Source organism: Ruegeria sp. BF7 (assembly GCF_056538605.1).
In genome coordinates this window covers 784,581-809,887 of record NZ_JBQFTM010000001.1, presented here as the reverse complement: position 1 = coordinate 809,887, position 25,307 = coordinate 784,581, and the positions used below count along the sequence as shown (strand labels likewise).

Here is a 25,307-nt window from a genome sequence, read left to right as displayed (position 1 = left end):
CGGGCTCAGCCTGCGATGCGCAAAGGTATGGCGCTTTCAACCTCTTTTCGGATTTCTTCGATCAGTGCCGTCGCCGCAGGGTTTCGCCTTTTCAGGTGCGTCCGCGCGACATAGGCAATCCTGGGCGGGGTGGGGAACAGGCCGTCAATGATCTCCATATCCGGGGTGACGTGCAGGCCGTTCAGCAGAGCCACGCCCAGCCCCGAGCGCACCGCCGACTGGATGCCGGCTGCGCTGGGGCATTCCAGAACATTGTCGAACCTATGCGGTCCGTGACCCATGCCCCAATGCCGATAAAAGCACTGACTGTCAAAGGACAGGAACGGAACCGAGGCGGTTAGGTCGACACGAAACTCCGGCGATTTGACCCAATGCAGGTTATCTTCGAACAGGATTAAGTCGTCGGGCATTACGTCCTGACGAAAGATCTGCATGACCGCCACATCCAGTTCACCGGCCTTGAGCCAGGCCTGCACGTTTAGGCTTTGACTGGTTCGCGTGCGAACGTGCACTTCGGGGTACAGCCGTGTGAAACGGCCCAGGATGCGGGCGATACCGCTGGTGGTGGTGTCCTCGGTCATGCCCAGGCGGATGGTGCCGGACAAGGGCTTCCTGCCCAGGGCTGCCAGGGCTTCGTCATGCAGTTCGGTGATCCGGCGGGCGTATTCGCACAGCCGCTGACCGGCGTCGGTGAACAGCGGGCCACCGGCGCGGCGGGCCAGAAGATCGCAGTCCAACGCGTGTTCCAGCCTCCGTATCTTGTGGCTGACCGCCGATTGCGACAGTGCCAGATGTTCCGCCGCCCGCGTTACGCCGCCGTGGGCCGAGATGGCGAGCAGTGCGCGAAGGGCATCGATTTCCAGACGTTCATTCATGTTATTAGCCATGACATATTCTAATTGAAAAATGACAATCATTCATTTGAGTCACATACTAACGGCGGTCTATTCACGGTGAAAGACTAATTACCGGAGACCAACCATGTCACACCTCGTCACCGACCACGCTTTGATCAACAACACCCGCATCTCGCATGGAACCTATGGCGCGGGCGAACCCGTCGTGCTGATCCACGGTACGCCATCCTCGTCCTATATCTGGCGAAACGTGCTGTCTGAACTGGTTGCCGCTGGCTACAAGGTTCATGTCTACGACCTGTTGGGCTTTGGTTTGTCCGAACGCCCCTGGGATCCGTCAGTTGATACTTCGGTTACCGCACAAGTTCCGATCCTCGAGGGGCTGCTGGATCTGTGGGGGCTGGATGACCTGCACGTGATCTCGCACGATATCGGTGGCGCGGTTGCTCCTCGATTTGCCGTTCAGTCGCCTGACCGGATACGGTCGCTGACCATGATCGATGTCGTCAGCTTTGACAGCTGGCCCTCGAAACGGACCAAAGAGCAGATGCAAGCGGGCCTGCAACACCTGATCGATGCAGACGATACCCAGCACCGGGCGTATTTTCGCGAGTGGCTTTCCTCGGCCGTTGTAAACAAACAGCGCCTGGTCGATACGGCGTTAGAGACGTATCTGGACTTTATCAGCGGACCCATCGGGCAGGGTAGCCTGTTCCAGCATCAGGTTCGCCACTATGAACCCAAACACACCAACAGCATCGATTATGCAAAACTCGGCGCCTTGCCGGTTCAGCTGATCTGGGGGGTGAATGATGCGTGGCAGGTGGTCGACTGGGCGTACAAGCTACATGACGCCATTCCGGGCTCTGAACTGATTATTCTGGAAAATTGCGGACACTTTGCGATGGAAGACCAGCCAGAAAAGATATCGGCCCTGCTGGTCGACTTCCTTAAGCGAAAGGGGTGAGTCATGACCAAGATCGAAACCCCTCGCCGCAGTCTGACGACCGTGTTTGAAGTTACCGGGTCGGTTCTGGCGATGGCCTACGCACTGCTGATCGCGTCGAATACTGGGGCGGAACTGCTGGGCTTTGCACTGTTGCTTTTGTCCGCTGGCCTGTTTGCCGCTTGGGCCGTGATCGACCGGCGTTGGACCTTTCTGCTGCTTCAGGGGTTCTACGCGACCTCGGCCGTTATCGGGCTGATCCGCTGGGCGTAAACTTCGCATAGGGCTACCGTGCGTTTCCTGCTAGGACAGCCCTATGCGCATGGAAAAAAGAATCGAGATAGGCTTTCTACTTTTTGACGGCTTTCCCATGGCCTGCCTCACCTCGGTGATCGAACCGTTGCGGGCGGCCAACGAAATCGCCGGGCAAGAAGCGTTTTGCTGGTCGCTGATCTCGGAACACGGTCAAAAGGTTCTATCCAGCGCCGGCGTCGGCTTTGAGGCCGAACGATCGCTGGCGGAATACAAGGACATCGACATTCTGTTCCTGCTCAGCAGTCCGACCTCGGTTTTCGACAACTCGACGTCCGGAAATGGCATGTTGCGCAGCCTTGGCCGACACGGGACGGTTCTTGGTGGCATCAGCGCAGGCGTTTTCCCCTTGGTGCGATCCGGGGTCATGCAGGGTCATCCTGTATCAGTCCATTGGTGTTATGAAGCCGCGTTCGAGGCCGAATTCCCTGACATGGATGCTCGTAGCGAAGTGATTGTCAGGACCGCCAGCCGTTGCACCGTGTCCGGTGCCGCAGCGGGTTTTGATCTGGCGCTGCATCTGATTCAGGACCGGCTGGGCGGAGATGTCGCCCATGAGGTCGCCTGTTGGTTCCAACACCCGATGATGCGCGGGGCGGGGGTCCGGCAGCAGGTGCCTAGCGCAAATGCGCCTGGTACGGGTGACAGTTTGCCGCCGCTTGTGTCGCGCAGTGTTGCGCTTTTTGCTGCTCATATGAGTCAGCCGATTTCGATTGCAGACGTGGCGCGGCAGGCGGGTGTGACACCCCGCCAGATCGAGCGCGCCTTTAAGCAGGCGACGGGGCAAAGTCCAACCCACTATTACCGCGCCATGCGTATGAAAGCGGCCCGGCAGATGGTGGTTTATACCAAGGACCCGATCCCCGAGATCGCCGAGGCTGTTGGATACAGCTCGGTCTCGCCGCTGGTAACTCATTACCGCGCGGCATTCGGGCTGAGCCCCAGCGAGGACAGGCGCCGCATAAACCGGTTTCGGGTCGAGGACAACGCGCCACTTCCCTCGGTTTGATAGTTACTTTATAGCGCCGCGCGCATTGCTGTTACGATGGCGTGGTACAGCGATCCGGCCGAGGATCGCGGACCGTATATGCTGACCATTTCGGGCGACCGGCACAGTACGAAGCAGCCCACATGATGGATCGAACAGCGCGCGGCGCTACCCTCATCAAACTTGCGCAGGTCGAGTTGGCACAACAGTTCCAGCACCGTTGGAATGCCGTCGCCGCTCAGATCAAACCGTGTCCACGCGTCCGTCTGTTCCGTGACCGAAGCCGTATTCCCGACGGTCGCCTTAACCTGATCTGCAAGCTCTTCATGGCTGTCAAATGGGGCCTCTATCATCCATTGGTCCGATCCAGCCCAAAACGCTTTGACCGTCGTTCCGGCCCAGCGGCCAATATCCGGCGTTGGCGCGTCAACCAGCTTGGCAAGCGCCTGGGCAGCGTTGGGTTCCTGTCCCATGCGCGCGGCGACCGACGCCAGCGCCACCTCGGGAACTTCGGTGCATGTGACACCCCCTACGGTGTCCACACGCGGCTCAGCTCCGCCCAGGGCGGTTATCGCAATAAGATCATGCACGCAGACGCTCTCCTTCAGGGTCGACGAAATGGGCCGAGACAATCTCGACCTCAACCGTCAGATTGGTCAGGGGAGAGACCAGACGCATTTTCTCGCCCAGCCGTTCCGAACCGTTTTTGACCAGACCCAGCCCAATATTGCTGTTCAGGATGGGCGAGTAGACAGCCGAGGTAACATAACCCTGATCATGCGCCGCATCGACCGGGCCATCGGCATTCATCAAGTGTCCGCCCGCGGTGACCTTATCCTCTGACTGTAATGGTTTGATCCCCACAAGCCGCAGGCCATCCGGTTCGACCAGAGCTTCACGTTCCGACAGGACCGAGCCGATGCTGTCCTTCTTTTTGGACACCATTTTACCTAAGCCAAGGTTCAATGCCGTGGTAGTGCCGTTCAGCTCGTTCCCGGCGGCGTGGCCTTTTTCAACCCGCATCACACCCAGCGCTTCGGTGCCATAGGGGATAACGTCGAACTCTTCGCCCTCGGCCATCAAACGTCGCATCAGCGCATCGCCATAACGTGAGGGCACCGCGATTTCATAGGCCAACTCGCCCGAGAACGAGATCCGGAACAGCCGCGCCCGAAGCCCGCCGCACACGGTGATGTTGCCGCAAGCCATGAAGGGGAAGGCCTCGTTCGAGATGTCAAACTCCGGGTCCACGATCTTTTGCAACAGCTTGCGCGCGTTGGGTCCGGCCACCGCGTATTGGGCCCAGGCTTCGGTGGTCGAGATCAGCTGGACGTCCATGTCCGGACACAGGCATTGGCGCACAAATTCCATGTGACGATAGACACTGACGGCGTTTGCGGTGGTCGTTGTAACAACGAAGTGATCCTCGGCCAGCCGCGCCGCGGTGCCGTCATCCATAACCATGCCATCTTCGCGCAGCATCAGGCCATAGCGGGCCTTGCCCACGGTCAGTTTGGCGAAACCGTTGGCGTAGATGCGGTTCAGGAACTCGGCTGCATCGGTGCCCTGCACGTCGATCTTGCCCAGCGTTGTGCAGTCGCACACCCCGACCGAGGCGCGGGTCTGGCGCACTTCGCGATCCACCGATTGCCGCCAGTGCGTCTCACCGGGCAGGGGGAACCACTGCGCGCGCAGCCAGTTGCCGGCCTCTACAAACACCGCACCGCGCTCCTTGGCCCAATAATGCGAGGGTGTCAGGCGGGTCGGATGGAATTCCTTTCCCTTCATCCGGCCCGCAAAGGTGCCAATCGGGACCGGTGTGTAAGGCGGGCGGAAGATGGTTGTCCCAACTTCGGGGATCGACTTTCCGGCCACTTCGGCCATGATCGCAAGCCCGGTGATATTCGAGGTCTTGCCCTGATCGGTGGCCATGCCCAGCGTGGTATAGCGTTTAAGGTGCTCGACTGAACGGAAACCCTCTTGGTAGCTCAGCTTCACATCCTTGACCGTCACGTCGTTCTGCTGATCCACCCAGGCGCGCTTGCATCCCTGGACGTACCAGAAGGGCGCCTGCGCGACCGGGGTGTCCTCGACCTCGGGTAGGGCGGGCAGGGCACCTGTCAGGTCGAGAGCTTTGGCTGCGCCTTCCGCGCCGGACAGCAAGGCGCCGTGGGTCGACATGATCCCGTTCGCCGCGCCTGCGACCGACATGCCGACAGGCAGTTCGGCGCCGGGGACAAAGGCGGCCAGGAGTTCGTTCCAGACCGGGCGCCCACGTTGATGGCAGGTCAAGTGAACATTCGGGTTCCATCCCCCGGACACGCCCAGCGCGCCGCAATCCAGCATGCGGGTTGATCCGTCCGGCATCGCAACGTCGACGAAGCTCAGCCCGAGGCGACCCCTGGTGTTGACGACTTTTGCGCCTTTAAGGACTTCGTAATCATAGCTGGAGGGTGCATCCTCGCGCACGTCCACCACAGCAGCAACCTTGACGCCCTTGGCGTGCAAATCCGATGCGGTGCGGTGGCCGTCATCATTGTTGGTGAAAATCGCCACGCGCTGCGACGCTGTAACCGCGAAACGGTTGGCATAGGTCCGCAAGGCGCTGGCCATCATGATACCGGGGCGGTCGTTGTTTTCGAACGCAATCGGACGCTCGGTCGCCCCGGCACAAAGCAGCGCCTTTTGCGTATAGATGCGCCACAGAATCTGACGGGGTTTGCCTGCGGGCAGGGTGGACAGGTGATCCCCGGTCCGTTCCACTGCGCCATGAATGCCGTGATCAAACGCGCCGATCACGGTGGTGCGCGGCATCAGCCGGACGTTGGGCAAAGACGATAGCTCTGCAACCGCTTGAGCCGCCCAATCCGAAGCGCTGTGATCTCCCAGCGCAAAGGTTTCGCTGTTCAGACGGCCACCAAGGGCGAAATCCTCATCTGCCAGAATGACGTCAGCTCCGGCACGCCCAGCGGTCAGAGCAGCCATCAAGCCGGCAGGTCCGGCACCGATGATCAGCAGATCGCAATGACGGAACCCTTTGTCATATTCGTCCGGGTCGTCCTCTTGCGACAATGATCCCAAGCCGGCGGCACGGCGGATCATCGGCTCGTACAGCTTTTCCCAGAATGCGGCGGGCCACATAAAAGTTTTGTAGTAGAATCCAGCAGACAGAAAATTCGAGAACATATCATTCACGGCCAGCGCGTCGAATTTCAGGCTGGGCCAACGGTTCTGCGACTTCGCCTCAAGCCCGTCGAACATCTCAATCGTTGTGGCACGGGTGTTGGGTTCCTTCCGCGCACCGGTGCGCAGCTCGACCATGCCGTTGGGTTCCTCGGACCCGGCGGTCAGCAACCCGCGCGGGCGGTGATATTTGAATGAGCGCCCGATCAAGCGCATGTCGTTCGCCAGAAGGGCCGAGGCCAGAGTATCGCCGGGATGCGCGGTATAGCTGCGCCCGTCAAACCGGAAGGAGAGAGAGGTGTTGCGGTCGATCTGGCCGCCATTAAGCCGGTTTTTTTGGGTCATTTGGATCGCCCCCGTGCGCGGGCCACGTCACGGGCCAGTTCCACCTTTGAGATCTCATGTGTCAGCGTATTACGCGTGACGACCAGCCAGGATCGGTCTCCGGCCTCGTGATACCACAGCTCTTGGTGCTCACCAGCCGGGTTGTCGCGCAAATAGCCGTATTCATAAAACGCCTCAGGCGCGTTCTCGGCCTGCCAGTCGGGGCGGTCGATCAGCGAGGCATCACCCAGATAGGTGAACTCCGATGCATCGCGTGGGCCCAGAAGGGGATGGTTGATAATCATTGAATGGTCCCCCTCAATGCAGGTTGGGCTGGTTGCCCACGCCTTTTTCGTCGATCATTCGGCCCGTCTGGAACCGGTCGAGGCGATAAGCGGTGGCGACCGGGTGAGGCTCGTCTTTGGCCAGAAGATGCGCGAAACAATGGCCCGAGGCCGGGGTCGCCTTGAACCCGCCGTAGCACCATCCACCGTTGAAATAGAGCCCTTCGACCGGGGTGCGGTCTATAATTGGCGAGCCGTCCATAGACATGTCCATCACACCACCCCACATCCGCAGCAGACGGGCGCGACCGATCATTGGCATCAGGGCCATACCGCCTTCACAAACATCCTCGACCACGGGCAGGTTGCCGCGTTGGGCGTAGGTGTTATAGCCGTCAAGATCGCCGCCAAAAACCAGCCCGCCCTTGTCGGACTGACTGACATAGAAATGCCCAGCTCCAAAGGTGATGACGCTGGGCAGGACCGGTTTCAGGCCCTCGGAAACAAAGGCCTGCAGGACGTGGCTTTCGATGGGCAGGCGCATCCCGGCCATTCCCATCACGCGGCTGGAACTGCCGGCAACCGCGCAACCCACTTTGTTCGCGCCGATGAAGCCCTTGGTGGTCTCGACCCCCAGACATTTTCCGTTCTCGATCCGCAGACCGGTGACCTCGCAATTTTGGATGATGTCGACGCCGTGCAGGTCAGCCGACCGCGCAAAACCCCAGGCCACCGCATCGTGGCGGGCAGTACCTGCGCGACGCTGAACCAGGCCGCCCTTGATCGGAAAGCGGGCATCGTCGAAATTCAGGTAGGGATGCTCCTTTCGCACCTGGTCGGCATCCAGCAACTCGGCATCTGCCCCATTCAGGATCATCGCGTTGCCGCGCCTTGTATAGGCATCGCGCTGTCCGTCGGTGTGGAACAGGTTGAGGATCCCGCGCTGGCTCATCATTGCGTTGTAGTTCAGGTCCTGTTCGAGACCTTCCCACAGCTTCATCGAGAACTCGTAGAACGGTTCATTCCCGTCCAGCATATAGTTCGAACGCACAATCGTCGTGTTCCGCCCCACATTGCCGCCGCCGATCCAACCTTTTTCGACAACAGCCACGTTACGATGACCATAGACCTTGGACAGGTAGTGCGCCGTCGCCAGCCCATGACCACCGCCACCTATGACGATGATGTCGTAATGCGCCTTGGGTTCGGGCTCGCGCCAGACCGGTTTCCACCCTTTGTGGCCGGTAAGCGCCTCTTTAATAACTCGAAAGCCGGAATATCGCATGAATCGGACCTTTTTCGCCAGAATTCACTATTCTGCGGCGCTTGGATATCCTCAGATGCGACATTAACGTGGTTGAATCAGACTTGGTTGCGTGTCTCTTGCCGCTGAATTTTGGTAAACCACTGCGCAAAGGCATCAACCTCGGGCGAGCGGCGCTGAACCGCCAGAAAGTACCCTTCACTGGCCGGGGCGGAGGCTTCGGATGCAAGTACCACCTGACCGGAGTGCAGAGCGTGGTCGGCGATCAGGGCGTTGACCAGAGCAACACCATTGCCGGTCGTGGCCAGTTGCAACGCAAGCCCATAGGAATCGACATTTAACACAGGGGCACCAACTTGCAGGCCGGTCGCTTCGGCCCAAGACCCCCAATTGTCCGAAGTGCCGACAGTTCCGATAAGTGGCAAGTCTTGAAAGCCGCCCAAAAGCTTCGGTGCTTTCACCGCAATCAGGTGGTTGGGCCACAATGCCGTTGCATCCCGGCCAACCTGCTTTTCCGAGCCGAACCGGATCTCGACATCCGCGCGCGATGCGGCAAATTCATCAGGCCAGATCGTACTGACGAACCGCACAGAGGTATCGGGGTTCTGTTGCTGAAATCGCGGAAGGGCTGGGGATATCACCCATTCTAGCACACTGACCGAGGCCGCAACGGTAATATGCCGCGCCCGTTCCTCGGCCAGATAAGGCGAGGCGGCGGAATGCAACATCTCAAGCGCGGCTTCGACCTGTGGCAACAGCTTGCGACCTTCGTCGGTCAGGGACAACCCACGCGCGTGGCGGTGGAAAAGCACCACCCCCAGCCGCGTTTCCAGCGATCTGATCTGCTGGCTGACGGCGGATTGCGTAAGCCCGATCTCCTCGGCGGCGGCGGTCGAACTCAGGCGTCGGGCCGCGGCTTCGAACGATCTGAACCATGTCAGAGGGGGCAGGGATTTCGACATTGGTAACCTACATATTAGAGTCACTAATACCTAAGACCAAAGTTCTTTCGTTTGTCAAAGCGGCCCTCGGGCGTGGATAGTTTGCCAACGACAGAAAAGGGGGCGCTCGTGAAGCCAAGTATTCGGAAAATCGTGACCTATGACGAAGAGGTTCTGGTCGAAGGGTTTCGCAAGGCCGAGCGCCCGTGGCGCATGTTCGCAGTGGCCGCCGTTGTGTCGAACCCCTGGGCGGGCCGCTATGTCGAAGATTTGCGGCCCGAGATTTTGAGCTTTGCCCCGATCCTGGGCGAAGAGCTGACCCGCCGGATGATTACCTTGGCAGGAAGCGGTGATGCCATCGAAGCCTATGGCAAGGCCGCAGTTGTGGGGCTGGATGGTGAGGTCGAGCACGCCTCGGGCCTGATCCACACGCTGCATTTCGGTAATCACTTCCGCCAGGCGGTGGCGGCGAAATCCTATCTGTCCTTTACCAATACAAGGGGTCCGGCAAATGCACCGATCATGGTGCCGCTGATGGACAAGAATGACGCCGGTCGCCGGTCTCACTACCTGACGCTGCAATTCGCCATTCCAGACGCCCCGCGCGCGGATGAGGTCGTGATAGTGCTGGGTGGCGCGACCTCGGGGCGCCCTCACCATCGGATCGGGGATCGCTATCAGGATTTGAAGGATCTGGGTCATGACGTGGACAACCCGGCTTCGGTCTGAGTTCAACGGTCTGGCCGCGATAGAATTGGGCACGGGGCCGCTGGTGGTTCTGCTGCACGGCGTCGGTTTGCGGGCCGAGGCATGGGGCGGACAGATCGGACCGCTGGTCTCTGCCGGGTATCGCGTGCTGTGTCCGGATATGCCCGGGCATGGCGAAACCCCGTTCGCGACGGTCTGTGGGTTGGACAGCTATACCGCGCCGGTTGCCGCGTTGATACAGGAACCTGCCGTAATAATCGGGCATTCGATGGGAGCACTGATTGCGACCCAGATTGCAGCCTCGGGCAATCCGAATCTCATAGGTATTGCCGCCCTGAACGCAATATTTCAGCGATCGGAAACAGCTCGGCAGGCCGTCCTGTCGCGGGCGCATTCCCTGGATGAGCAACAACCGAATGATCCAACGGCAACTTTGCAACGGTGGTTTGGCAAGGATGCATCGGCTGAGCGCGACGCCTGCGCGCGCTGGCTGCAAGAGGTCAATCCGCGCGCCTACAAGGCCGCTTACACAGTGTTCGCCGAAAGCGATGGTCCGACCAAGGCGCAGCTGGCTGCAATTGCCTGCCCGGCCTTGTTTGTGACTGGCGCGGATGAGCCTAACTCAACCCCTCGGATGTCGCGCGACATGGCTGAGTTGGCAACACAGGGGCAGGAGGAAATCATCCCAAACGCGGCGCATATGATGCCGATGACACATGCGGCTGAGGTCAACGATATCCTGTTGCGCTTTCTGCAGGAGTGCTTGTCATGACGACGCTAGATCCGCGCGCCCTGCGTGATGCCTTTGGCAGCTTCATGACCGGTGTGACGGTGGTGACAACACGCGACACAGCCGGCACCCCGGTCGGCTTCACGGCGAATTCCTTTTCCTCCGTGTCTCTTGATCCGCCGTTGTTACTGGTCTGTCCGGGGAAGTTCCTGTCCAGCTATGAGGTCTTTACAGGCTGTCGATATTTTTCCGTCAACATTCTTGCCGAGGGTCAGCAGGAGGTCTCGAATACCTTTGCGGGATACAAGGGAGATCGGTTCGCCAAGGTACCGCATCGGAATGGTACCCATGATCTGCCGCTGATCGATGGGGCACTTGCGCAGTTCTGCTGTGAAACGCACCAAGCAATCCCAGCGGGCGACCACACCGTCCTGATGGGCCGGGTGCTTGAGTTCTCGCACGTTGCGGGTGACGGCCTCGGTTACGTGTGTGGCTCGTACTTCAGTCTTGGACTGGAACGAGAAATGGACTCGAAGGTGCCGACGCTGTGCGGGGCCATCATAACGTCAAAGGACAAAGTGCTGCTGGAACATCACGACGGCCGCTTTCGTCCGGTTCAGGTCGAAGGGGCGGAACCCGGAGGCCAGCGGAACAGGCTGGCGCAAGGGTTAGCCGAACGGGGCATCCACGCGCGGATCGATCAGGTCTATTCCGCGTTCAACGATGCGGACACCAAGCTGCACTACACGTTCTTTCTGGCATCTGCCGGTCCAGCCGCGTTATCCGAAAACACCCGCTGGATTGCGGTCAAAGACCTTCCCAACCTGACCTATGCCACCCCCGGCATTCACCACATGATGACCCGCTTCGCGCGTGAAGCCCAGACCGGCGATTTCGCCTTGTATCTTGGCGACGCCGAACGGGGTGACATTCACAGTTTTCGCTAAAGGAGCCGGATGATGGAGTTTTCCCTGTTTGCCCATATGGAGCGTCTGACGCCTGACCAGCCTCATGATGTGCTCTACGACGAATTCGTGGGTTTGGCGAAGATGGCCGATGAAGGGGGTATGCGTGCGATCTGGACCGGTGAACATCACGGAATGGAGTTTACCATTGCGCCCAACCCGTTCCTGCCTCTGGTCGATCTTGCGCATCATACCAAAAATGTGCGGCTGGGTACCGGCACAGTGATCGCGCCGTTCTGGCACCCGATCAAACTGGCCGGGGAGGCTGCGGCAGCGGACCAGATCACCAAAGGTCGCATAGAGTTGGGGGTGGCGCGCGGGGCGTATTCGTTTGAATACGAGCGGCTGGCGCCGGGCATGGACGCATGGGAGGCCGGGCAAAAAATGCGCGAGTCCACGCCTCTGTTGCCGAAGATCTGGCAAGGGGATTGCGCGCATGAAGGCGAGTTTTATTCGTTTCCTGCGACAACGTCGGCCCCTAAACCGCTGCAGGCCGGTGGCCCACCGATCTGGATCGCGGCGCGTGACCCCAACAGTCACGAGTTCGGCGTTCACAACGGCTTTAACATTCAGGTCACCCCGTTGTGGCAGGGGATGGAAGAGATCGAAACGTTGATTGGCCGTTTCAATGATGCTTGTGACAGCTATTCCGGGCCGCGCCCCAAGATCATGCTTTTGCATCATACCTATGTCGGCAACGATGATGCAGATGTTGCGCAGGGCGTCGAGGATTTACGGCGCTACTATAATTATTTCGGCGCGTGGTTCCTGAATAAGCGACCCATTCAGCAAGGGCTGATCGAACCGATCTCGCCCGAGGAAATGGACGCAAATCCGATGTACACTACCGAGAAACTGGGCCGAGACCTGACTGTCGGGACGGCGCAGCAGGTGATTGACCGGATCAAGCGTTACGAGGATCTGGGCTATGATGAGTTTTCGTTCTGGGTTGACAGCGGTATGACCAACGACCGCAAACGCGCCTCTCTGGCGCGGTTCATCGACGATGTCATGCCAGCCTTTCAGTGAGGATCACTATGGGAAACCTTCCGCATTTTCAGCTGTTCATTGATGGCGAATGGACCGAGGGGTCAGACGCTCAGGTCATGACATCCGAAAACCCGGCGACCGGACAGGGGTGGGCAACATTTGCCTGCGCCTCGGCCGCCGACGTTAATCGCGCTGTCGCTGCTGCCAGACGGGTTCTGGATGATCCCGTGTGGCGGGATATGACTCAGACTGCGCGGGGAAAGCTGCTTTATCGTCTGGCCGATTTGGTGGCCGAAAACGCTGCACGATTGGGAGAGTTGGAGACCACCGACAGCGGCAAGCTGCTGGCGGAAACCTCGGCGCAAACGGGCTATGTGTCTGACTACTACAGATATTTTGCCGGGCTGGCGGACAAGGTGGAGGGTACAGTTCTGCCCATCGACAAGCCCGACATGCACGTCTTCACCACGCGCGAACCGATCGGCGTTGTTGCGGCCATCGTGCCGTGGAATGCACAGATGTTCCTGACGGCCACCAAGCTGGGCCCGGCCTTGGCGGCGGGGTGTTCGGTGGTTCTGAAAGCCTCGGAAATCGCGCCAGCGCCGATGTTGGAGTTTGCCCGGTTGGTCGAACAGGCCGGGTTCCCACCCGGTGTCGTCTCGGTCATCACCGGCGACGCCGAGAATTGCGCCATTCCACTGACCCGCCATCCAGATATCGACCGGATCGCCTTTACCGGTGGGCCAGAGACCGCACGGCATGTGGTGCGCAACTCGGCTGAAAACTTTGCGGTCACTTCGCTGGAACTGGGTGGCAAGTCGCCGATCCTTGTGTTTGATGACGCCGATCTGGATGGCGCGGCGAACGGGTTGATTGCCGGAAACTTTGGTGCGTCCGGTCAAAGCTGCGTGGCGGGAACGCGCGGGTTGGTGCATCGATCCATTCTGGAGCCGTTGATTGAACGGATCGAACAGAAAGCCAGCGCCATTCGGCTGGGCGATCCGCTGCAACCCGATACGCATGTCGGTCCGCTCTGTACCGCCGCACAGGTGCGCAAGATCGAGGCCACATTGGCCACAGTGCAGGGTCAGGGCGCGGTGATCCGCTTTGGTGGTGCGCCTGCGGATCGTCCGGGGAACTACATGACGCCAACACTGGTTCAATGCGCTTCACCCGAGACCGAAACGCTTAAGGTTGAGATGTTCGGGCCGGTCATGTCTTTGCTGCCATTCGACACTGAGGAAGAGGCCATCGCGTTGGCAAACAGTACACCCTACGGGTTGGGTTCTGGTGTCTTCACGCAGAATCTGGCGAGGGCGCATCGGGTGTCGAAACGGATCAGGGCGGGGATTTGCTGGGTGAATACCTACCGCGCGATCTCTCCGATTGCGCCTTTTGGTGGGTTCAATCAGTCGGGCTATGGACGAGAGGCCGGGGTCGAGGCGATCCTCGACTATACCCGGACCAAAACCACCTGGATCAGCACCGCGCAAGAGCCGATGGCGAACCCGTTTATAATGCGCTAAGCCTGTGTAAACGCAGGGGAGGGCGCTAATGAAACTGGAAGAACCGAACTTCAAGGCACCTGTGGACGCGGATGAGCGCAAAGCCATTCCTCCGGTCATCTGCTACCCGCCAGAAACGTTGGATCAGCCGGATTTGGCGACACTGGCCAAACTGCGAAAGGGCGCATCCAAGACTGCCGAAGCCACCGCCACCCCTCGGGACGCCACCTGCATCGACGTGCCCGCCGGGGCGTTTGTTCGGGTATTGTCGGTCGATGGTCCACAGGTCGGCGATCTGAACATGTGGAACAAACACGACCTGACCGAGCGGTTCTATTCCGGCAAAACCCGGGCGCTGCATGGCACGCACCTGTCGACCGGAGACCGCATGTGGTCAAGCTTTCCCAACATGCGCCCCATGGCGACCATAGTTGACGACACGTTGGACTGGTACGGGTTTGATGCCTTTGGTGGCTCGGTCCATGACGTGATCGGTACGCGCTGCGATCCCTATACCGGGCGGTTGCTGTCTGGCGACGACTACCACTATTGCTGCCATTCGAACCTGACACGCGCGCTGGCCAGTCATTGTGACCTGCCACTGCACGAGGCCGAGATGCTGGTGCATGATGTGCTCAATGTCTTCATGTGCACCGGCTTTACCCGCGATACCGGTCAATACTTTATGAAGGCCAGTCCGGTGCGTCCGGGGGATTATCTTGAACTCTACGCCGAGATCGACCTGATCGTCGGGCTCTCGGCCTGTCCCGGCGGCGATTGTTCGTCCGAGCATTCGTCGGACGTCGCCGCCTGTTACCCATTGGTGATGGAGGTCTATGATCCGGGTGAAGACGCCCGCGCGGCGCATGTTCAGCCGCCGCGATCCGCCTATGACCGGACACATGGAACGGGTTAAGACGTCAGGCGACGCCCCAAACGGTTCAACATCCGGTAGCACAGATCGAGCTGTTCGATATCGACATACTCATCGGCCTTGTGTGCCTGTGTGATCGAACCCGGCCCGCAGACAATTGCGTGCACACCCAGTTGCTGGAACAACCCGGCCTCGGTAGCGAAGGCAACGACACCTGTGCCATTGGCGCCGGTCAATTCAGCAACAAGGTCTCGGGCTGCGTTGACGTCCATGGGTTCCAACCCTTCGACCTCGGCCACAGCCTCTTGCGTGATGCCGGCGTCCGGGTGAACCGCCTGCATTTCCGGCAGGAGAGTGTGCTGCACATAGTCGGACAGGGTATTGCGCACCAGTTCTGCATCGCTGGATTGAACCGGGCGCATTTCCCACGCAACTTCGGCCTTGCTGGCGATGACGTTATGGGCGACGCCGCCCGAGATGCGACCGACGTTGACCGTGGTCCATGGTGGCTCGAACGGGCTGCCCTTTGGCGCGCGGGATTTCAGGATGTGGCGTAATTCCAGCAGCTTGCCGATATAGCGCGCCGCGTATTCGGCGGCGTTGACACCGTCATCGGGGGCCGAGCTGTGCCCTTCGAGGCCGACAAAGCTGGTGGTGTATTCGAAGCACCCCTTGTGCCCCTCGATCACCCGCATCTCGGTGGGTTCGCCGATGATTGCAATGTCTGGAACAATGCCGCGTTCAGAGAGGTCATTGACGAGGTTTTGAGCGCCCAAACAGCCGGTCTCCTCATCATAGGTGAAGGCGAAGTGTAGCGGTTGGGTTAGCTTGCCGGGATCCAGTTTCTCGGCAAAGGCCAGTGCGGCAGCAATGAACCCCTTCATGTCGCAGGTGCCGCGACCAAAGAGCTTCCCGTCCTTCTCGGTCATCTGGAATGGGTCTGTCGTCCAGTCCTGATCGGCTACCGGAACAACATCCGTATGGCCGGACAGCAGAATGCCGCCGGGCATGTCCGGTCCAAGCGTGGCGAAGACATTGGCCTTGGTCCCGGTGGCATCCCGCGTTTCGATGCACCTAGCGCCGAGCGCCTCAAGCCGATCAGTTAGATATCGAATGATCTCAAGGTTGCTATCGGCGGACACCGTTTCAAAGGCAATCAGGTCGGCGAGGATTTCGGTGGTTCTGTCCAGGGTCATGGTTTCACGAATAATTTTCGGGACCGATCGCAGAAACATTCGGCAGGTCCGGTTTCGGTGATCAGGATCGTCTCTGTAATCTCAAGGCCCCAATCGTCCATCCAAAGGCCGGGCATGAAGTGAAAGGTCATGCCGGGTTCCAGAACGGTCTCATCCTCGGGGCGTAGGGAAATAGTGCGCTCTCCCCAGTCCGGCGGATAGCTGAGCCCCACCGGATAGCCGCAGCGTGCACCTCGTTCGATCCCGGCGCGTTCTAGTGGTGCGGCAAGTGCCAGGGCTATGTCGTGCGCTTGGTTGCCTGCGCGGGCAGCGTCCAAACCGGCCTCAAGACCTTCGACCAACGCCGCCTCGGCCCGCAACAAATGGTCTGGCGGCTGGCCCAGAAAAACTGACCGGCAGAACGGTGTGTGATAGCGACGGTAACAGCCGGACAGTTCGAAAAATGTGCACTCTCCGGGTTTGAAGGGTGCGCCATCCCATGTCAGATGCGGGGCTGCGGCATCCGGACCCGAAGGCAACAGAGGTACGATAGCAGCATAATCCCCCCAGTCGTTCCCAACTCCCGAGATGGCATCATGGTAAATCTGCGCGACCAACTCATTCTTGCGTAGTCCTGGTTCGACCCGCTCCAGCACCCCGTCGATTACGTGTTCCGAGATGCGGGCAGCCTTGCGCATCAGAGCGATCTCTTCACCGGATTTCACAGCTCTTTGCCAATTTACCAGCGCATTCGCATCGACCAACTCAGCCTGTGGAAGTTCCGCCAGCAAGGTTAGATGTGCTTTGGCCGAGTAATAGTAGTTGTCCAGTTCAACCCCGATCCGCCCCAAGCCCAGGCCGCAGGCTCGGATCAGCGCTGCGAGGTCCTGCATCGGGTGTCGGACGGTCGATTGCACGTAGTGGTCCGCATAACCGTATATCCGTTCATCTGACATCCAGACCGTCCGCCGCGCGCCGTTGGCATCCTGATTGCGGCCCCACCAAATAGGGTCTTGGTCATGCAGGACCAGCACGCCCTGGTGTACGTAAAAGGACCAGCCCTCATACCCCGTCAGCCACGCCATGTTCGACGGGTCCTCGACAAACAGCGCATCCAGCCCTGCCTTTGCCATGGCCGCGCGCGTCTTTGACAGCCGACGGTCGTATTCGGCCTGGCTGAAGGCCGGATCGGCATGGGCCATGGGCTGCTTCCTTCGGTGACTGAGTTTTGTTGACAGAACTAGACGAATCCGATCACGTCAATGGGCAACACAGGGAAGACGCTCAGTTGAAAATCACATCCAACCCGTATCGCGCCGGTCAGAAACTGATCGAGGGCGCACCGTTTCCGTCCACGAATGTGGCGCGCGCCTCGGAATTGATCACGCGTTGCCTGTCGGCTGACGAAACCCCTTTGACCGATGTGCACGGGTTGGCGGATGTCGCAAGCCTGTGGGTGAAAGATGAGCGTGGACGGATGGGGCTGGGGTCGTTCAAGGCATTGGGGGCCGCATATGTCATCGCGCGTCATGCGGCAGAGATTGCTGAGACGCCCGACGCCACAACGCTGTCGGGTCGCACCTATGTCACGGCCAGCGCAGGCAATCACGGGCTCAGCGTGGCCTCGGGCGCGCGCAGGTTCGGAGCTGACGCAGTGGTCTATATCGCCGATACTGTGCCCGAGAGTTTTGCAGATCGCCTGCGCGAACAAGGTGCAATGGTTGTGCGGGAAGGCACAGATTACGCCGCCAGCATGAACGCCGCCAGCAAAGCGGCGCAGGACAACAACTGGATATTGCTCTCCGACAGTTCGTGGGAGGGGTATTTCGACCTGCCGCATACTCTGATGGAGGGGTACTTGCAGATGGCGGCCGAGGCCGTTCGACAATGCCCTCAGGTGCCGACCCATATCATACTGCAGGCCGGTGTTGGTGGGATGGCTGGAGCGGTTGCGGCCTACGCGCGAACCGTCTGGGGGGATGCGCCGCAGATCATCGTGGTCGAACCCGAAGCGGCCCCGGCGTTACAAGCCAGTATCAAGGCCGGTGCCTGCGTTTTCGCCGACGGCCCCGACAGCGTGATGGGACGGCTCGATTGCAAGGAGCCGTCGTTGATTGCTCTGAACGGGTTGGCCCACGATGCAGACAGGTTTCTGACTTTGTCCGATCAGCAAGTGACCGAACATCTTCCGGCCATGGCCTCGGCAAGTATAGCCACCACCGCGTCAGGCGGGGCGGGTGTAGCCGCCGTCATGAATGATCAAGTGCGCGAGGCTCTGGGTATCGGACCCGATGCCCGTGTCTTGTGCTTCCTGTCCGAGATCGCCGAATGAGGGGCTTTGAGTCGTCCGAACTCCGCGCGCGCGATCAGAACGCCCGCAGCGTCGGATAGAGCGGGCGGGTCTTTCGGCTTTGTTGCTGACGACCGAGCCTGAAGTTCGTTGTTTCACCGGCTACCTGACCCGTTTCTGGGAAAGCCCGACACGCCCTTGGTTCCTGATACTTCCCGTTTCGGGCAAGCCGATAGCCGTCATCCCGTTGATCGGGGCTGCACTGATGGCGCAGACTTGGGTGGATGACATCCGTACCTGGAGCGCGCCCGATCTGGACGACGACGGTGTAAGTCTGCTGACTGATACTCTGCGCGAGGTTTGTCCGGAGGATGCGATGATTGGCCTGCCGGATCGGCACGAGACGCATATCCGTATGCCTTCGGCTGATCTGAGCCGGTTACCATACGTGCTGGGTGCGCGCCGTGTAAGCGGTGACGAGGGTATTGACCGCAACTTTGGATGGTCAAATCCCCGGCTTAGATTACCAAGATCGAAACCGCCTGCGCCATTGCCGGGCGGGCCTTTCGGTGCATGCCCGAGATTGCCAGAGACGGCGTCGCGTTGGATGAGGTCTTTCGCCGGTTTCAGTGTTGTGTCTGGACGAGGGCGCGGATTGGGTGCCGTACCTTGCTGGCGGAGCAGAGTAGGGTGGATATACCGACGTGATCTCGCCGGCCCGTGCCACCGCACTGAGCCCCGGTAATGTTCTGATGCTGGATACCGGGCTGGTTTGGGACGCATATTTCTGCGACTCGACCGCAACTGGTCGGTCGGAGCAGCCAGCCAGCAGGTTCACGATGCCTATGCGACGCTGATAGAGGCCTCGGACGCCGCATTTGATGCTGCGCGCCCCGGCGCAAAGGGGCAGAGCTGTTTCACGTCATGAACAAGGTTCTGTCTCGCACCTTGGGTGAGACTGGCGCAGGGCGACGGGGGCATGGGCTGGGGATGTCGTTGACGGAATGGCCGTCTCTGATCCCTACCGATCATACTGTACTGGAGCCGGGAATGATTCTGACGCTGGAACCCGGCATAGCGGTAGGCGGCAAAATCTTCGTTCACGAAGAAAACATAGTTATCACCGAAGGGGCGCCGCGCTTCATGAGCCCCAGAGTCGGTCCGGAGTTGCCCGAGATATGAACTTTTTACCCAACACGTTGGACAAAGACGATCCCGACGCTACGCCAATGGGTTTGATAGTTCTGCAAACCGACGAGACGATCGAGCCCGAGTTCACGGCCTACTTCTCGGACCGCCGCGTTCCGATCTATGTTTCGCGCATTCCCAGCGGGGCAGAGGTGACAAAAGATACGCTGGCGGAAATGGAGAAAGCCCTGCCTGCCGCAGCGGACCTTCTGCCCAAGATCCGCCCCTACAAGGTGGTTGGGTACGGATGTACGTCGGCCAGTTCGGTTATCGGATCTGACCGGATTGAACGGATGATCCGGAAATCCTGCAACGTGGCGGAGGTCACGAACCCTCTGCGCGCAGCGTCCGCCTGTGCGGCGCATTTTGGGGTCTCGAAGTTTGCGTTACTGTCGCCTTATATCGAAGAAGTGAACGAACCGCTGCGGCAGGCTTTTGCTGAAAATGGGGTATCAATGGATGTTTTCGGCTCGTTCGGAGAGGCGGAAGAATCAAAAGTTGTACGCATTTCACAGCGTTCAGTGGTTGATGCAGCGCTGAGACTTGGGGCCGATCCAGCGGTTGAAGCTGTTTTCATAAGCTGTAAGAATTTAAGAACTTTTGATACAATTCCAGAAATCGAAAGCCGTTTGAAAAAGCCGGTTTTGTCCAGCAATCAAAGCCTTGCATGGCACATGCGGGAACTGAATTCCGCTTAATGGTAATGCAGGCACAATCGAAAATGTCTGACCTTTGTCACATTTTGGTTGCGTGCCGCGTCTCGCATGTCCTTTAATGAGGGCAACAGGTCTTTGAGATCCGGATAAACCGGGCAAACAACAGACCACACAGGGAGCCAAGTCGGTATATGTCCAATGACGCAGCGTTCGTCGAGTTTCAGCGTGTCCAAAAGTCTTATGATGGCGAAATACTCGTTGTAAAAGATCTAAACCTCTCAATGCCAAAAGGTGAGTTTCTGACAATGCTGGGCCCATCGGGGTCCGGTAAGACAACCTGCCTGATGATGTTGGCCGGGTTCGAAACCGCCACTCATGGTGAGATCATGTTGGATGGACGTCCAATCAATAACATCCCTCCGCATAAGCGTGGTATTGGAATGGTGTTCCAGAACTACGCCCTTTTCCCGCACATGACCGTGGCCGAGAACCTGTCCTTTCCGCTGGAAGTACGGAATATGGGCAAGGATCAGCGCGAGGAAAAGGTAAAGCGGGCGCTGGATATGGTGCAGATGGGGGCCTTTGGTAGCCGTCGTCCAGCGCAATTGTCCGGGGGTCAGCAACAGCGGATCGCGCTGGCGCGGGCGCTAGTGTTCGAACCCGAACTGGTTCTGATGGACGAACCGCTAGGCGCGCTGGACAAACAACTGCGCGAACATATGCAGTTCGAAATCACTCGTCTGGCGCACGAACTGGGGATCACTACCGTTTACGTGACCCACGATCAGACCGAGGCGTTGACTATGTCGGACAGGGTTGCGGTATTCGACGACGGCCGCATTCAGCAATTGGCGCCGCCGGACCTTCTGTATGAAGAGCCCGAAAACAGTTTTGTCGCGCAATTCATTGGTGAAAACAACACATTGGAAGGTGTTGTTAAGTCGATTGACGGCGATTCATGTGTGGTGGCTCTCGATGACGGTTCCGAGATTGATGCCAAACCCGTGAACGTCCACAAGGCGGGCGAACGAACTAAAGTTTCGATCCGCCCCGAACGCGTTGAGTTCAACAAGGACCGTCTGCACGCCGATGCTCATACGCTGAAGGCTACGGTAAAAGAGTTCATCTATATGGGCGACGTGTTCCGCTTCCGCCTGTCCGTGGCCGGAAACGATGATTTCATCATCAAGACCCGGAACGCGCCGGATGCGGTCAAGTTGCGTCCAGGTCAAGAGGTCGAGATCGGCTGGCTGGCCCAGGACTGCCGCGCGCTTGACGCCTGATACAGAAAATCCCCGTGTGATCCGCCCGGGTGCGCGGGACATCAGTTGATCGGGTTGCCCCGTGATCCGGTCTTCAAAGTTAAAATTAACGGGTAAAACAGGGAGTTAACAATGAAAGTTACTAAAACCACTCTTTTGGCGAGTGTAGTTGCCGCAGTTGCCGGTGGCGCGATGGCCGAAGAGATGACGATCGTTTCGTGGGGCGGCGCATACTCCAAATCGCAGCTCAAAGCCTATCACGAACCCTATTCGGAAAAGACCGGCATTACCATTTTGAATGACGACAGCTCGAATGAAGCGGTCGCCAAACTGCGCGCGATGAACGAAGCGGGCAACATCACCTGGGATGTGGTTGACGTTGTGGCCTCGGACGCGATCCGCCTGTGCGACGAAGGTCTGGCGCTTGAGATCGATTTCGACACCCAACTGGCCCCGGCGCCGGATGGAACACCGGCCTCTGAAGATTTCGGCGACCTGCTAGTCAGTGACTGCTTCATCCCGCAGATCGTTTATTCGACTGCATTCGGCTATCGCACCGATCTGGTTGGCGACACCCCACCCACCGATATCTGCGCTGTATTTGATCTGGAAACCTATCCAGGCAAGCGTTCGCTTGAAAAACGTCCAATCAACAACATGGAATGGGCGCTGCTGTGTGATGGCGTAGCCAAGGACGACGTCTACGATGTTCTTGCGACCCCGGAAGGGCAGGATCAGGCGCTGGCCAAGCTGGGCACTATCAAAGACAGTGTTGTCTGGTGGTCTGCTGGTGCCGACACGCCGCAGCTGCTGGCCGACGGTGAGGTTATCATGGGGTCGACTTATAATGGCCGCCTGTTCAGCGTGATCGAAGAGCAAAAGCAGCCCGTCGCCATGTTGTGGGACGCGCAGGTGTTTGATCTGGACGGCTGGATCATCCCGGCAGGTCTGAGCGAAGAGCGTCAGCAGCGTGCGCTGGACTACATCATGTTCGCGACCGACACGCAGCGTCTGGCGGATCAGGCCAAGTACATCTCGTATGGTCCGGCCCGTGCCTCGTCGGCACCTTTGGTTGGCCAGCACGCCGAACTGGGTATCGACATGGCACCGCACATGCCGACCGATCCGGAGAATGCCAAGAACACGTTCCTGTACAACTACGAGTTCTGGGCTGACTACCGCGACGATATCGACGCAAAATTCCAGGCATGGCTGGCACAATAAGCCTGTCTTGAAACGCAAGGTCGGGGCCGCCAATGGCCCCGACCCACCAAAGACCAAGGGACGCAGATGACTGACGCTACTCAATCAGGTCCGATGCTGGCCGCCGATGGCACGCCACTTAAGAAATCACTGGCGCGATCCCTTCGCCGCCGCAAACTTCGGGCGCTGGCCCTTGTCGCGCCCCTGCTGTTGTTTGTATTGCTCTCGTTTGTGATCCCGATCGTGTCGATGTTGTTTCGGTCGGTTGAGAACGGTATCGTCGCTGAAACGCTCCCGCTGACTGTGGTTGAGCTGAAGAACTGGGATGCTGAAAGCGGAGAGCTGCCCGACGAAGCCCTTTACGCCGCCTTTACCAAGGACATGGTCGCAGCTGTTGAGGAGAAAACGCATACCAGACTCGGCACGCGTCTGAACTATGAACAGACAGGCATGTCTTCGATGTTCCGTAAATCAGGACGTAATATCAAACGTCTGGACCCCGAAGCTGATGCGCCTTTCAAGGAAAAGCTGATTGAGATTCACGACGGTTGGGGTGATGTGGAAACCTGGCGCACGATCAAGACCCATGCGGTGCCAATCACCAATGGCTATTTCCTGAACGCAATCGATATGCGTCGCACGCCCGAAGGCGCCCAATCGCAACCCGAGGACAAACAAATCCTGATCAAGCTGTTCGGGCGCACGTTGTTCATGTCGCTGATTATTACCGGGTCCTGCATTCTGTTGGCATACCCGGTCTCGTACCTGCTGGCGACACTTCCGATGCGGGTGTCCAACATGTTGATGATCCTGGTGTTGCTTCCCTTCTGGACCTCGCTGCTGGTGCGAACCTCTGCGTGGAAAGTCATGTTGCAGCAGCAGGGCGTGATCAACGAAACGCTGGTCTGGCTGGGTCTGGTCGCTGATGATGCGCGACTTGTGATCATCAACAACCAATTTGGCACGATCATCGCGATGACCCACATTCTGCTGCCGTTCATGATCCTGCCGATGTATTCGGTGATGCAGACGATCCCGCCATCCTACACCCGCGCGGCCAAGTCGATGGGCGCGACCAACTGGACAACCTTCTGGCGGATCTACTTCCCGCAGTCCATTCCGGGAATCGGCGCGGGGTCGATCCTCGTATTCATTCTGGCCATCGGCTACTACATCACGCCCGAGATCGTGGGCGGCACCAAAGGTGTCTTCATCTCGAACCGGATTGCCTATCACATCTCGTCCTCGCTGAACTGGGGTCTGGCTGCGGCGCTGGGGACGATCCTGCTGGCGGTCGTTCTGTTGCTCTACTGGTGCTACGACAAGATCGTGGGCATTGATAACGTGAAGTTGGGATAAAGATCATGGCAGCACTTACACCCATATCCCGCAAACCGTTGTCGGTCGTTCTGCCGGCTGTCGCCATTGCCGGAGGTTTTGTCGGCATGTTCGTCGGCGCCGGGCAGGGCAATGTCCTCCTGGGCATCCTGATCGGCGCCGCGCTGATGGCGGCGCTGGCCTGGGTCTATATCACCGTGCTCGACAATGAACGGGTTGCGCGCTGGATCACTGTATTGGGGCTTGCCGCCATCGGGTTCTTCTTTGCCGGGATCACCGGTTTGATCGCCGGGCTGCTGGTCGGCTGGTTCTTTGCCTTCTTCATCTTCTGGCTGTACGAGGGCCGCTATCGGCAAAAGCTGTTGCCCTATCTGACAGGTCGGCAGGTGTTCGAGCATTACCTGTTTCGCGTGATTTGCGGCGCCATCTTTGTCTTCCTGATCACGCCGATCCTTGTGGTTCTGCCGCTGTCATTCAACGCACAGGATTTCTTCACCTTCACTCCCGAGATGCTGCGGCTGGATCCCGAGGGGTACTCACTGAAGCACTACCGCGATTTCTTCACCAACAATGAGTGGCAGCGCAGCTTCAAAAACTCGCTGATCATCGCGCCGATTGCGACGATCATTTCGGTGTCTCTAGGGACATTGGCGGCCATCGGCCTCAGTCAGAGCCACGTACCGGGGCGCCGGGCCATCATGGGCATCCTGATCTCACCGATGATCGTGCCGCTGATCATCTCGGCGACAGGGATGTTCTTCTTCTACAGCGACATCGGGCGCTTCCTTGAGGGCACGCTGGGCATGGACAAAAACTTCGTAGGCTATGTGAAGGTCATCCTTGCCCACGCGGTTCTGGGCATTCCTTTCGTGATCATCACGGTGACGGCTACTTTGGTCGGTTTCGATCAGTCATTGACGCGGGCAGCCGCGAATATGGGGGCAGGGCCGGTGCGGACCTTCTTCAAGATCCAGATGCCGCTGATCCTGCCGGGTGTGATCTCCGGCGGGTTGTTCGCTTTCATCACCTCGTTCGACGAGGTTGTGGTGGTGCTGTTTGTTGGTTCGGCCAGTCAAAAAACGCTGCCGTGGCAGATGTTCACTGGCCTGCGGGAACAGATCAGCCCGACCATTCTGGCGGTGGCGACGATCCTTGTGGTGATCTCGATTGCGCTGCTGACCACGGTTGAACTGCTGCGGCGGCGCTCCGAACGCCTGCGGGGCCTCAGCCCGGCTTGACGCGACTCGAAAGCTGATTTAGCGATTTCACCATGCACCCCGGTCACGATGGCGTCGTGACGTAGGGCGGGGTGCATGGCTCTCGG

At 59.0% G+C, this 25,307-nt stretch carries 26 protein-coding genes; 18 read left to right on the top strand and 8 right to left on the bottom strand.

Annotated features, from left to right (window positions below):
- Nucleotides 1–5: 5 nt before the first annotated feature.
- Nucleotides 6–887 carry a LysR family transcriptional regulator gene (locus tag ACR0IK_RS04105; RefSeq protein ID WP_480640547.1) on the bottom strand — a complete coding sequence of 294 codons (882 nt, stop codon included), beginning with the start codon at nt 885–887 and terminating at the stop codon, nt 6–8.
- A gap of 94 nt (nt 888–981) precedes the next feature.
- Between ACR0IK_RS04105 and ACR0IK_RS04100 the strand changes: the two genes are divergently transcribed.
- From ACR0IK_RS04100 to ACR0IK_RS04090, 3 genes are read left to right on the top strand one after another with little or no spacing between them, the layout of a single operon-like run.
- Nucleotides 982–1,824, top strand: coding sequence for an alpha/beta fold hydrolase (locus tag ACR0IK_RS04100; protein ID WP_480640546.1), 843 nt, complete (start codon nt 982–984; stop codon nt 1,822–1,824).
- Nucleotides 1,825–1,827: 3 nt separating this feature from the next.
- Nucleotides 1,828–2,076, top strand: coding sequence for a hypothetical protein (locus ACR0IK_RS04095; RefSeq protein WP_480640545.1), 249 nt, complete (start codon nt 1,828–1,830; stop codon nt 2,074–2,076).
- Nucleotides 2,077–2,125: 49 nt separating this feature from the next.
- On the top strand, nt 2,126–3,124 hold the full coding sequence (locus ACR0IK_RS04090) for a GlxA family transcriptional regulator (protein ID WP_480590588.1): 999 nt from the start codon (nt 2,126–2,128) through the stop codon (nt 3,122–3,124).
- A gap of 8 nt (nt 3,125–3,132) precedes the next feature.
- On the opposite strand, the gene ACR0IK_RS04085 is transcribed toward ACR0IK_RS04090, so the two are convergent.
- From ACR0IK_RS04085 to ACR0IK_RS04065, 5 genes are all read right to left on the bottom strand, one after another.
- Complete coding sequence (locus ACR0IK_RS04085; protein WP_480590591.1) at nt 3,133–3,693, bottom strand: sarcosine oxidase subunit gamma; 561 nt, start codon at nt 3,691–3,693, stop codon at nt 3,133–3,135.
- Nucleotides 3,686–6,631, bottom strand: a complete 2,946-nt coding sequence (locus ACR0IK_RS04080) for a sarcosine oxidase subunit alpha family protein (RefSeq protein WP_480640543.1) — start codon at nt 6,629–6,631, stop codon at nt 3,686–3,688. Before ACR0IK_RS04080 ends, ACR0IK_RS04085 begins: the two co-directional genes overlap by 8 nt.
- A complete protein-coding gene (locus ACR0IK_RS04075) occupies nt 6,628–6,915 on the bottom strand; it encodes a sarcosine oxidase subunit delta (protein WP_480640542.1) in 288 nt (95 codons plus the stop codon). Before ACR0IK_RS04075 ends, ACR0IK_RS04080 begins: the two co-directional genes overlap by 4 nt.
- Nucleotides 6,916–6,928: 13 nt before the next feature.
- Nucleotides 6,929–8,179, bottom strand: coding sequence for a sarcosine oxidase subunit beta family protein (locus ACR0IK_RS04070; protein ID WP_480640541.1), 1,251 nt, complete (start codon nt 8,177–8,179; stop codon nt 6,929–6,931).
- A 77-nt stretch (nt 8,180–8,256) separates the two neighbouring features.
- A complete protein-coding gene (locus ACR0IK_RS04065) occupies nt 8,257–9,120 on the bottom strand; it encodes a LysR family transcriptional regulator (protein ID WP_480640540.1) in 864 nt (287 codons plus the stop codon).
- Nucleotides 9,121–9,228: 108 nt separating this feature from the next.
- On the opposite strand from ACR0IK_RS04065, the gene ACR0IK_RS04060 reads away from it, so the two are divergent.
- The 6 genes from ACR0IK_RS04060 to ACR0IK_RS04035 are packed head-to-tail and all read left to right on the top strand — an operon-like array spanning nt 9,229 to nt 14,913.
- Nucleotides 9,229–9,828: an amino acid synthesis family protein gene (locus tag ACR0IK_RS04060; protein WP_480590606.1), complete on the top strand. Its 600-nt coding sequence runs from the start codon at nt 9,229–9,231 to the stop codon at nt 9,826–9,828.
- On the top strand, nt 9,800–10,579 hold the full coding sequence (locus ACR0IK_RS04055; protein ID WP_480640539.1) for an alpha/beta fold hydrolase: 780 nt from the start codon (nt 9,800–9,802) through the stop codon (nt 10,577–10,579). The genes ACR0IK_RS04060 and ACR0IK_RS04055 overlap by 29 nt, the downstream gene beginning before the upstream one ends.
- The gene (locus tag ACR0IK_RS04050; protein WP_480640538.1) at nt 10,576–11,484 is read left to right on the top strand and encodes a flavin reductase family protein; all 909 of its coding nucleotides are present in this window, start codon (nt 10,576–10,578) and stop codon (nt 11,482–11,484) included. Before ACR0IK_RS04055 ends, ACR0IK_RS04050 begins: the two co-directional genes overlap by 4 nt.
- Nucleotides 11,485–11,496: 12 nt before the next feature.
- On the top strand, nt 11,497–12,531 hold the full coding sequence (locus tag ACR0IK_RS04045; protein WP_480640537.1) for an LLM class flavin-dependent oxidoreductase: 1,035 nt from the start codon (nt 11,497–11,499) through the stop codon (nt 12,529–12,531).
- 8 nt (nt 12,532–12,539) lie between these two features.
- On the top strand, nt 12,540–14,018 hold the full coding sequence (locus ACR0IK_RS04040) for an aldehyde dehydrogenase (protein WP_480640536.1): 1,479 nt from the start codon (nt 12,540–12,542) through the stop codon (nt 14,016–14,018).
- A 28-nt stretch (nt 14,019–14,046) separates the two neighbouring features.
- Nucleotides 14,047–14,913 (top strand): urea carboxylase-associated family protein, encoded by an 867-nt coding sequence (locus ACR0IK_RS04035; RefSeq protein WP_480640535.1) that lies wholly within the window; start codon nt 14,047–14,049, stop codon nt 14,911–14,913.
- On the opposite strand, the gene argE is transcribed toward ACR0IK_RS04035, so the two are convergent.
- Complete coding sequence (gene argE / locus ACR0IK_RS04030) at nt 14,910–16,067, bottom strand: acetylornithine deacetylase (protein WP_480640534.1); 1,158 nt, start codon at nt 16,065–16,067, stop codon at nt 14,910–14,912. The genes ACR0IK_RS04035 and argE overlap by 4 nt on opposite strands.
- Nucleotides 16,064–17,248 carry a M24 family metallopeptidase gene (locus ACR0IK_RS04025; RefSeq protein WP_480640533.1) on the bottom strand — a complete coding sequence of 395 codons (1,185 nt, stop codon included), beginning with the start codon at nt 17,246–17,248 and terminating at the stop codon, nt 16,064–16,066. The genes argE and ACR0IK_RS04025 overlap by 4 nt, the downstream gene beginning before the upstream one ends.
- 86 nt (nt 17,249–17,334) lie before the next feature.
- Between ACR0IK_RS04025 and ACR0IK_RS04020 the strand changes: the two genes are divergently transcribed.
- From ACR0IK_RS04020 to ACR0IK_RS03980, 9 genes are all read left to right on the top strand, one after another.
- Nucleotides 17,335–18,378 (top strand): pyridoxal-phosphate dependent enzyme, encoded by a 1,044-nt coding sequence (locus ACR0IK_RS04020; RefSeq protein WP_480640782.1) that lies wholly within the window; start codon nt 17,335–17,337, stop codon nt 18,376–18,378.
- Between the two features lie 79 nt (nt 18,379–18,457).
- Nucleotides 18,458–19,081 carry a hypothetical protein gene (locus ACR0IK_RS04015; protein ID WP_480640532.1) on the top strand — a complete coding sequence of 208 codons (624 nt, stop codon included), beginning with the start codon at nt 18,458–18,460 and terminating at the stop codon, nt 19,079–19,081.
- Between the two features lie 27 nt (nt 19,082–19,108).
- A complete protein-coding gene (locus ACR0IK_RS04010) occupies nt 19,109–19,264 on the top strand; it encodes a hypothetical protein (protein ID WP_480640531.1) in 156 nt (51 codons plus the stop codon).
- Nucleotides 19,261–19,518, top strand: a complete 258-nt coding sequence (locus ACR0IK_RS04005) for a M24 family metallopeptidase (RefSeq protein ID WP_480640530.1) — start codon at nt 19,261–19,263, stop codon at nt 19,516–19,518. The genes ACR0IK_RS04010 and ACR0IK_RS04005 overlap by 4 nt, the downstream gene beginning before the upstream one ends.
- Complete coding sequence (locus ACR0IK_RS04000) at nt 19,515–20,222, top strand: maleate cis-trans isomerase family protein (protein WP_480640529.1); 708 nt, start codon at nt 19,515–19,517, stop codon at nt 20,220–20,222. The genes ACR0IK_RS04005 and ACR0IK_RS04000 overlap by 4 nt, the downstream gene beginning before the upstream one ends.
- Before the next feature lie 149 nt (nt 20,223–20,371).
- A complete protein-coding gene (locus ACR0IK_RS03995) occupies nt 20,372–21,463 on the top strand; it encodes an ABC transporter ATP-binding protein (protein ID WP_480640528.1) in 1,092 nt (363 codons plus the stop codon).
- 111 nt (nt 21,464–21,574) lie between these two features.
- Entirely contained in the window at nt 21,575–22,666 is a 1,092-nt protein-coding gene (locus tag ACR0IK_RS03990) for an extracellular solute-binding protein (protein ID WP_480640527.1), read from the top strand.
- A 66-nt stretch (nt 22,667–22,732) separates the two neighbouring features.
- Nucleotides 22,733–24,004, top strand: a complete 1,272-nt coding sequence (locus ACR0IK_RS03985) for an ABC transporter permease (RefSeq protein ID WP_480590641.1) — start codon at nt 22,733–22,735, stop codon at nt 24,002–24,004.
- Nucleotides 24,005–24,009: 5 nt separating this feature from the next.
- Nucleotides 24,010–25,221 carry an ABC transporter permease gene (locus ACR0IK_RS03980; RefSeq protein ID WP_480640526.1) on the top strand — a complete coding sequence of 404 codons (1,212 nt, stop codon included), beginning with the start codon at nt 24,010–24,012 and terminating at the stop codon, nt 25,219–25,221.
- Nucleotides 25,222–25,307: the final 86 nt, after the last annotated feature.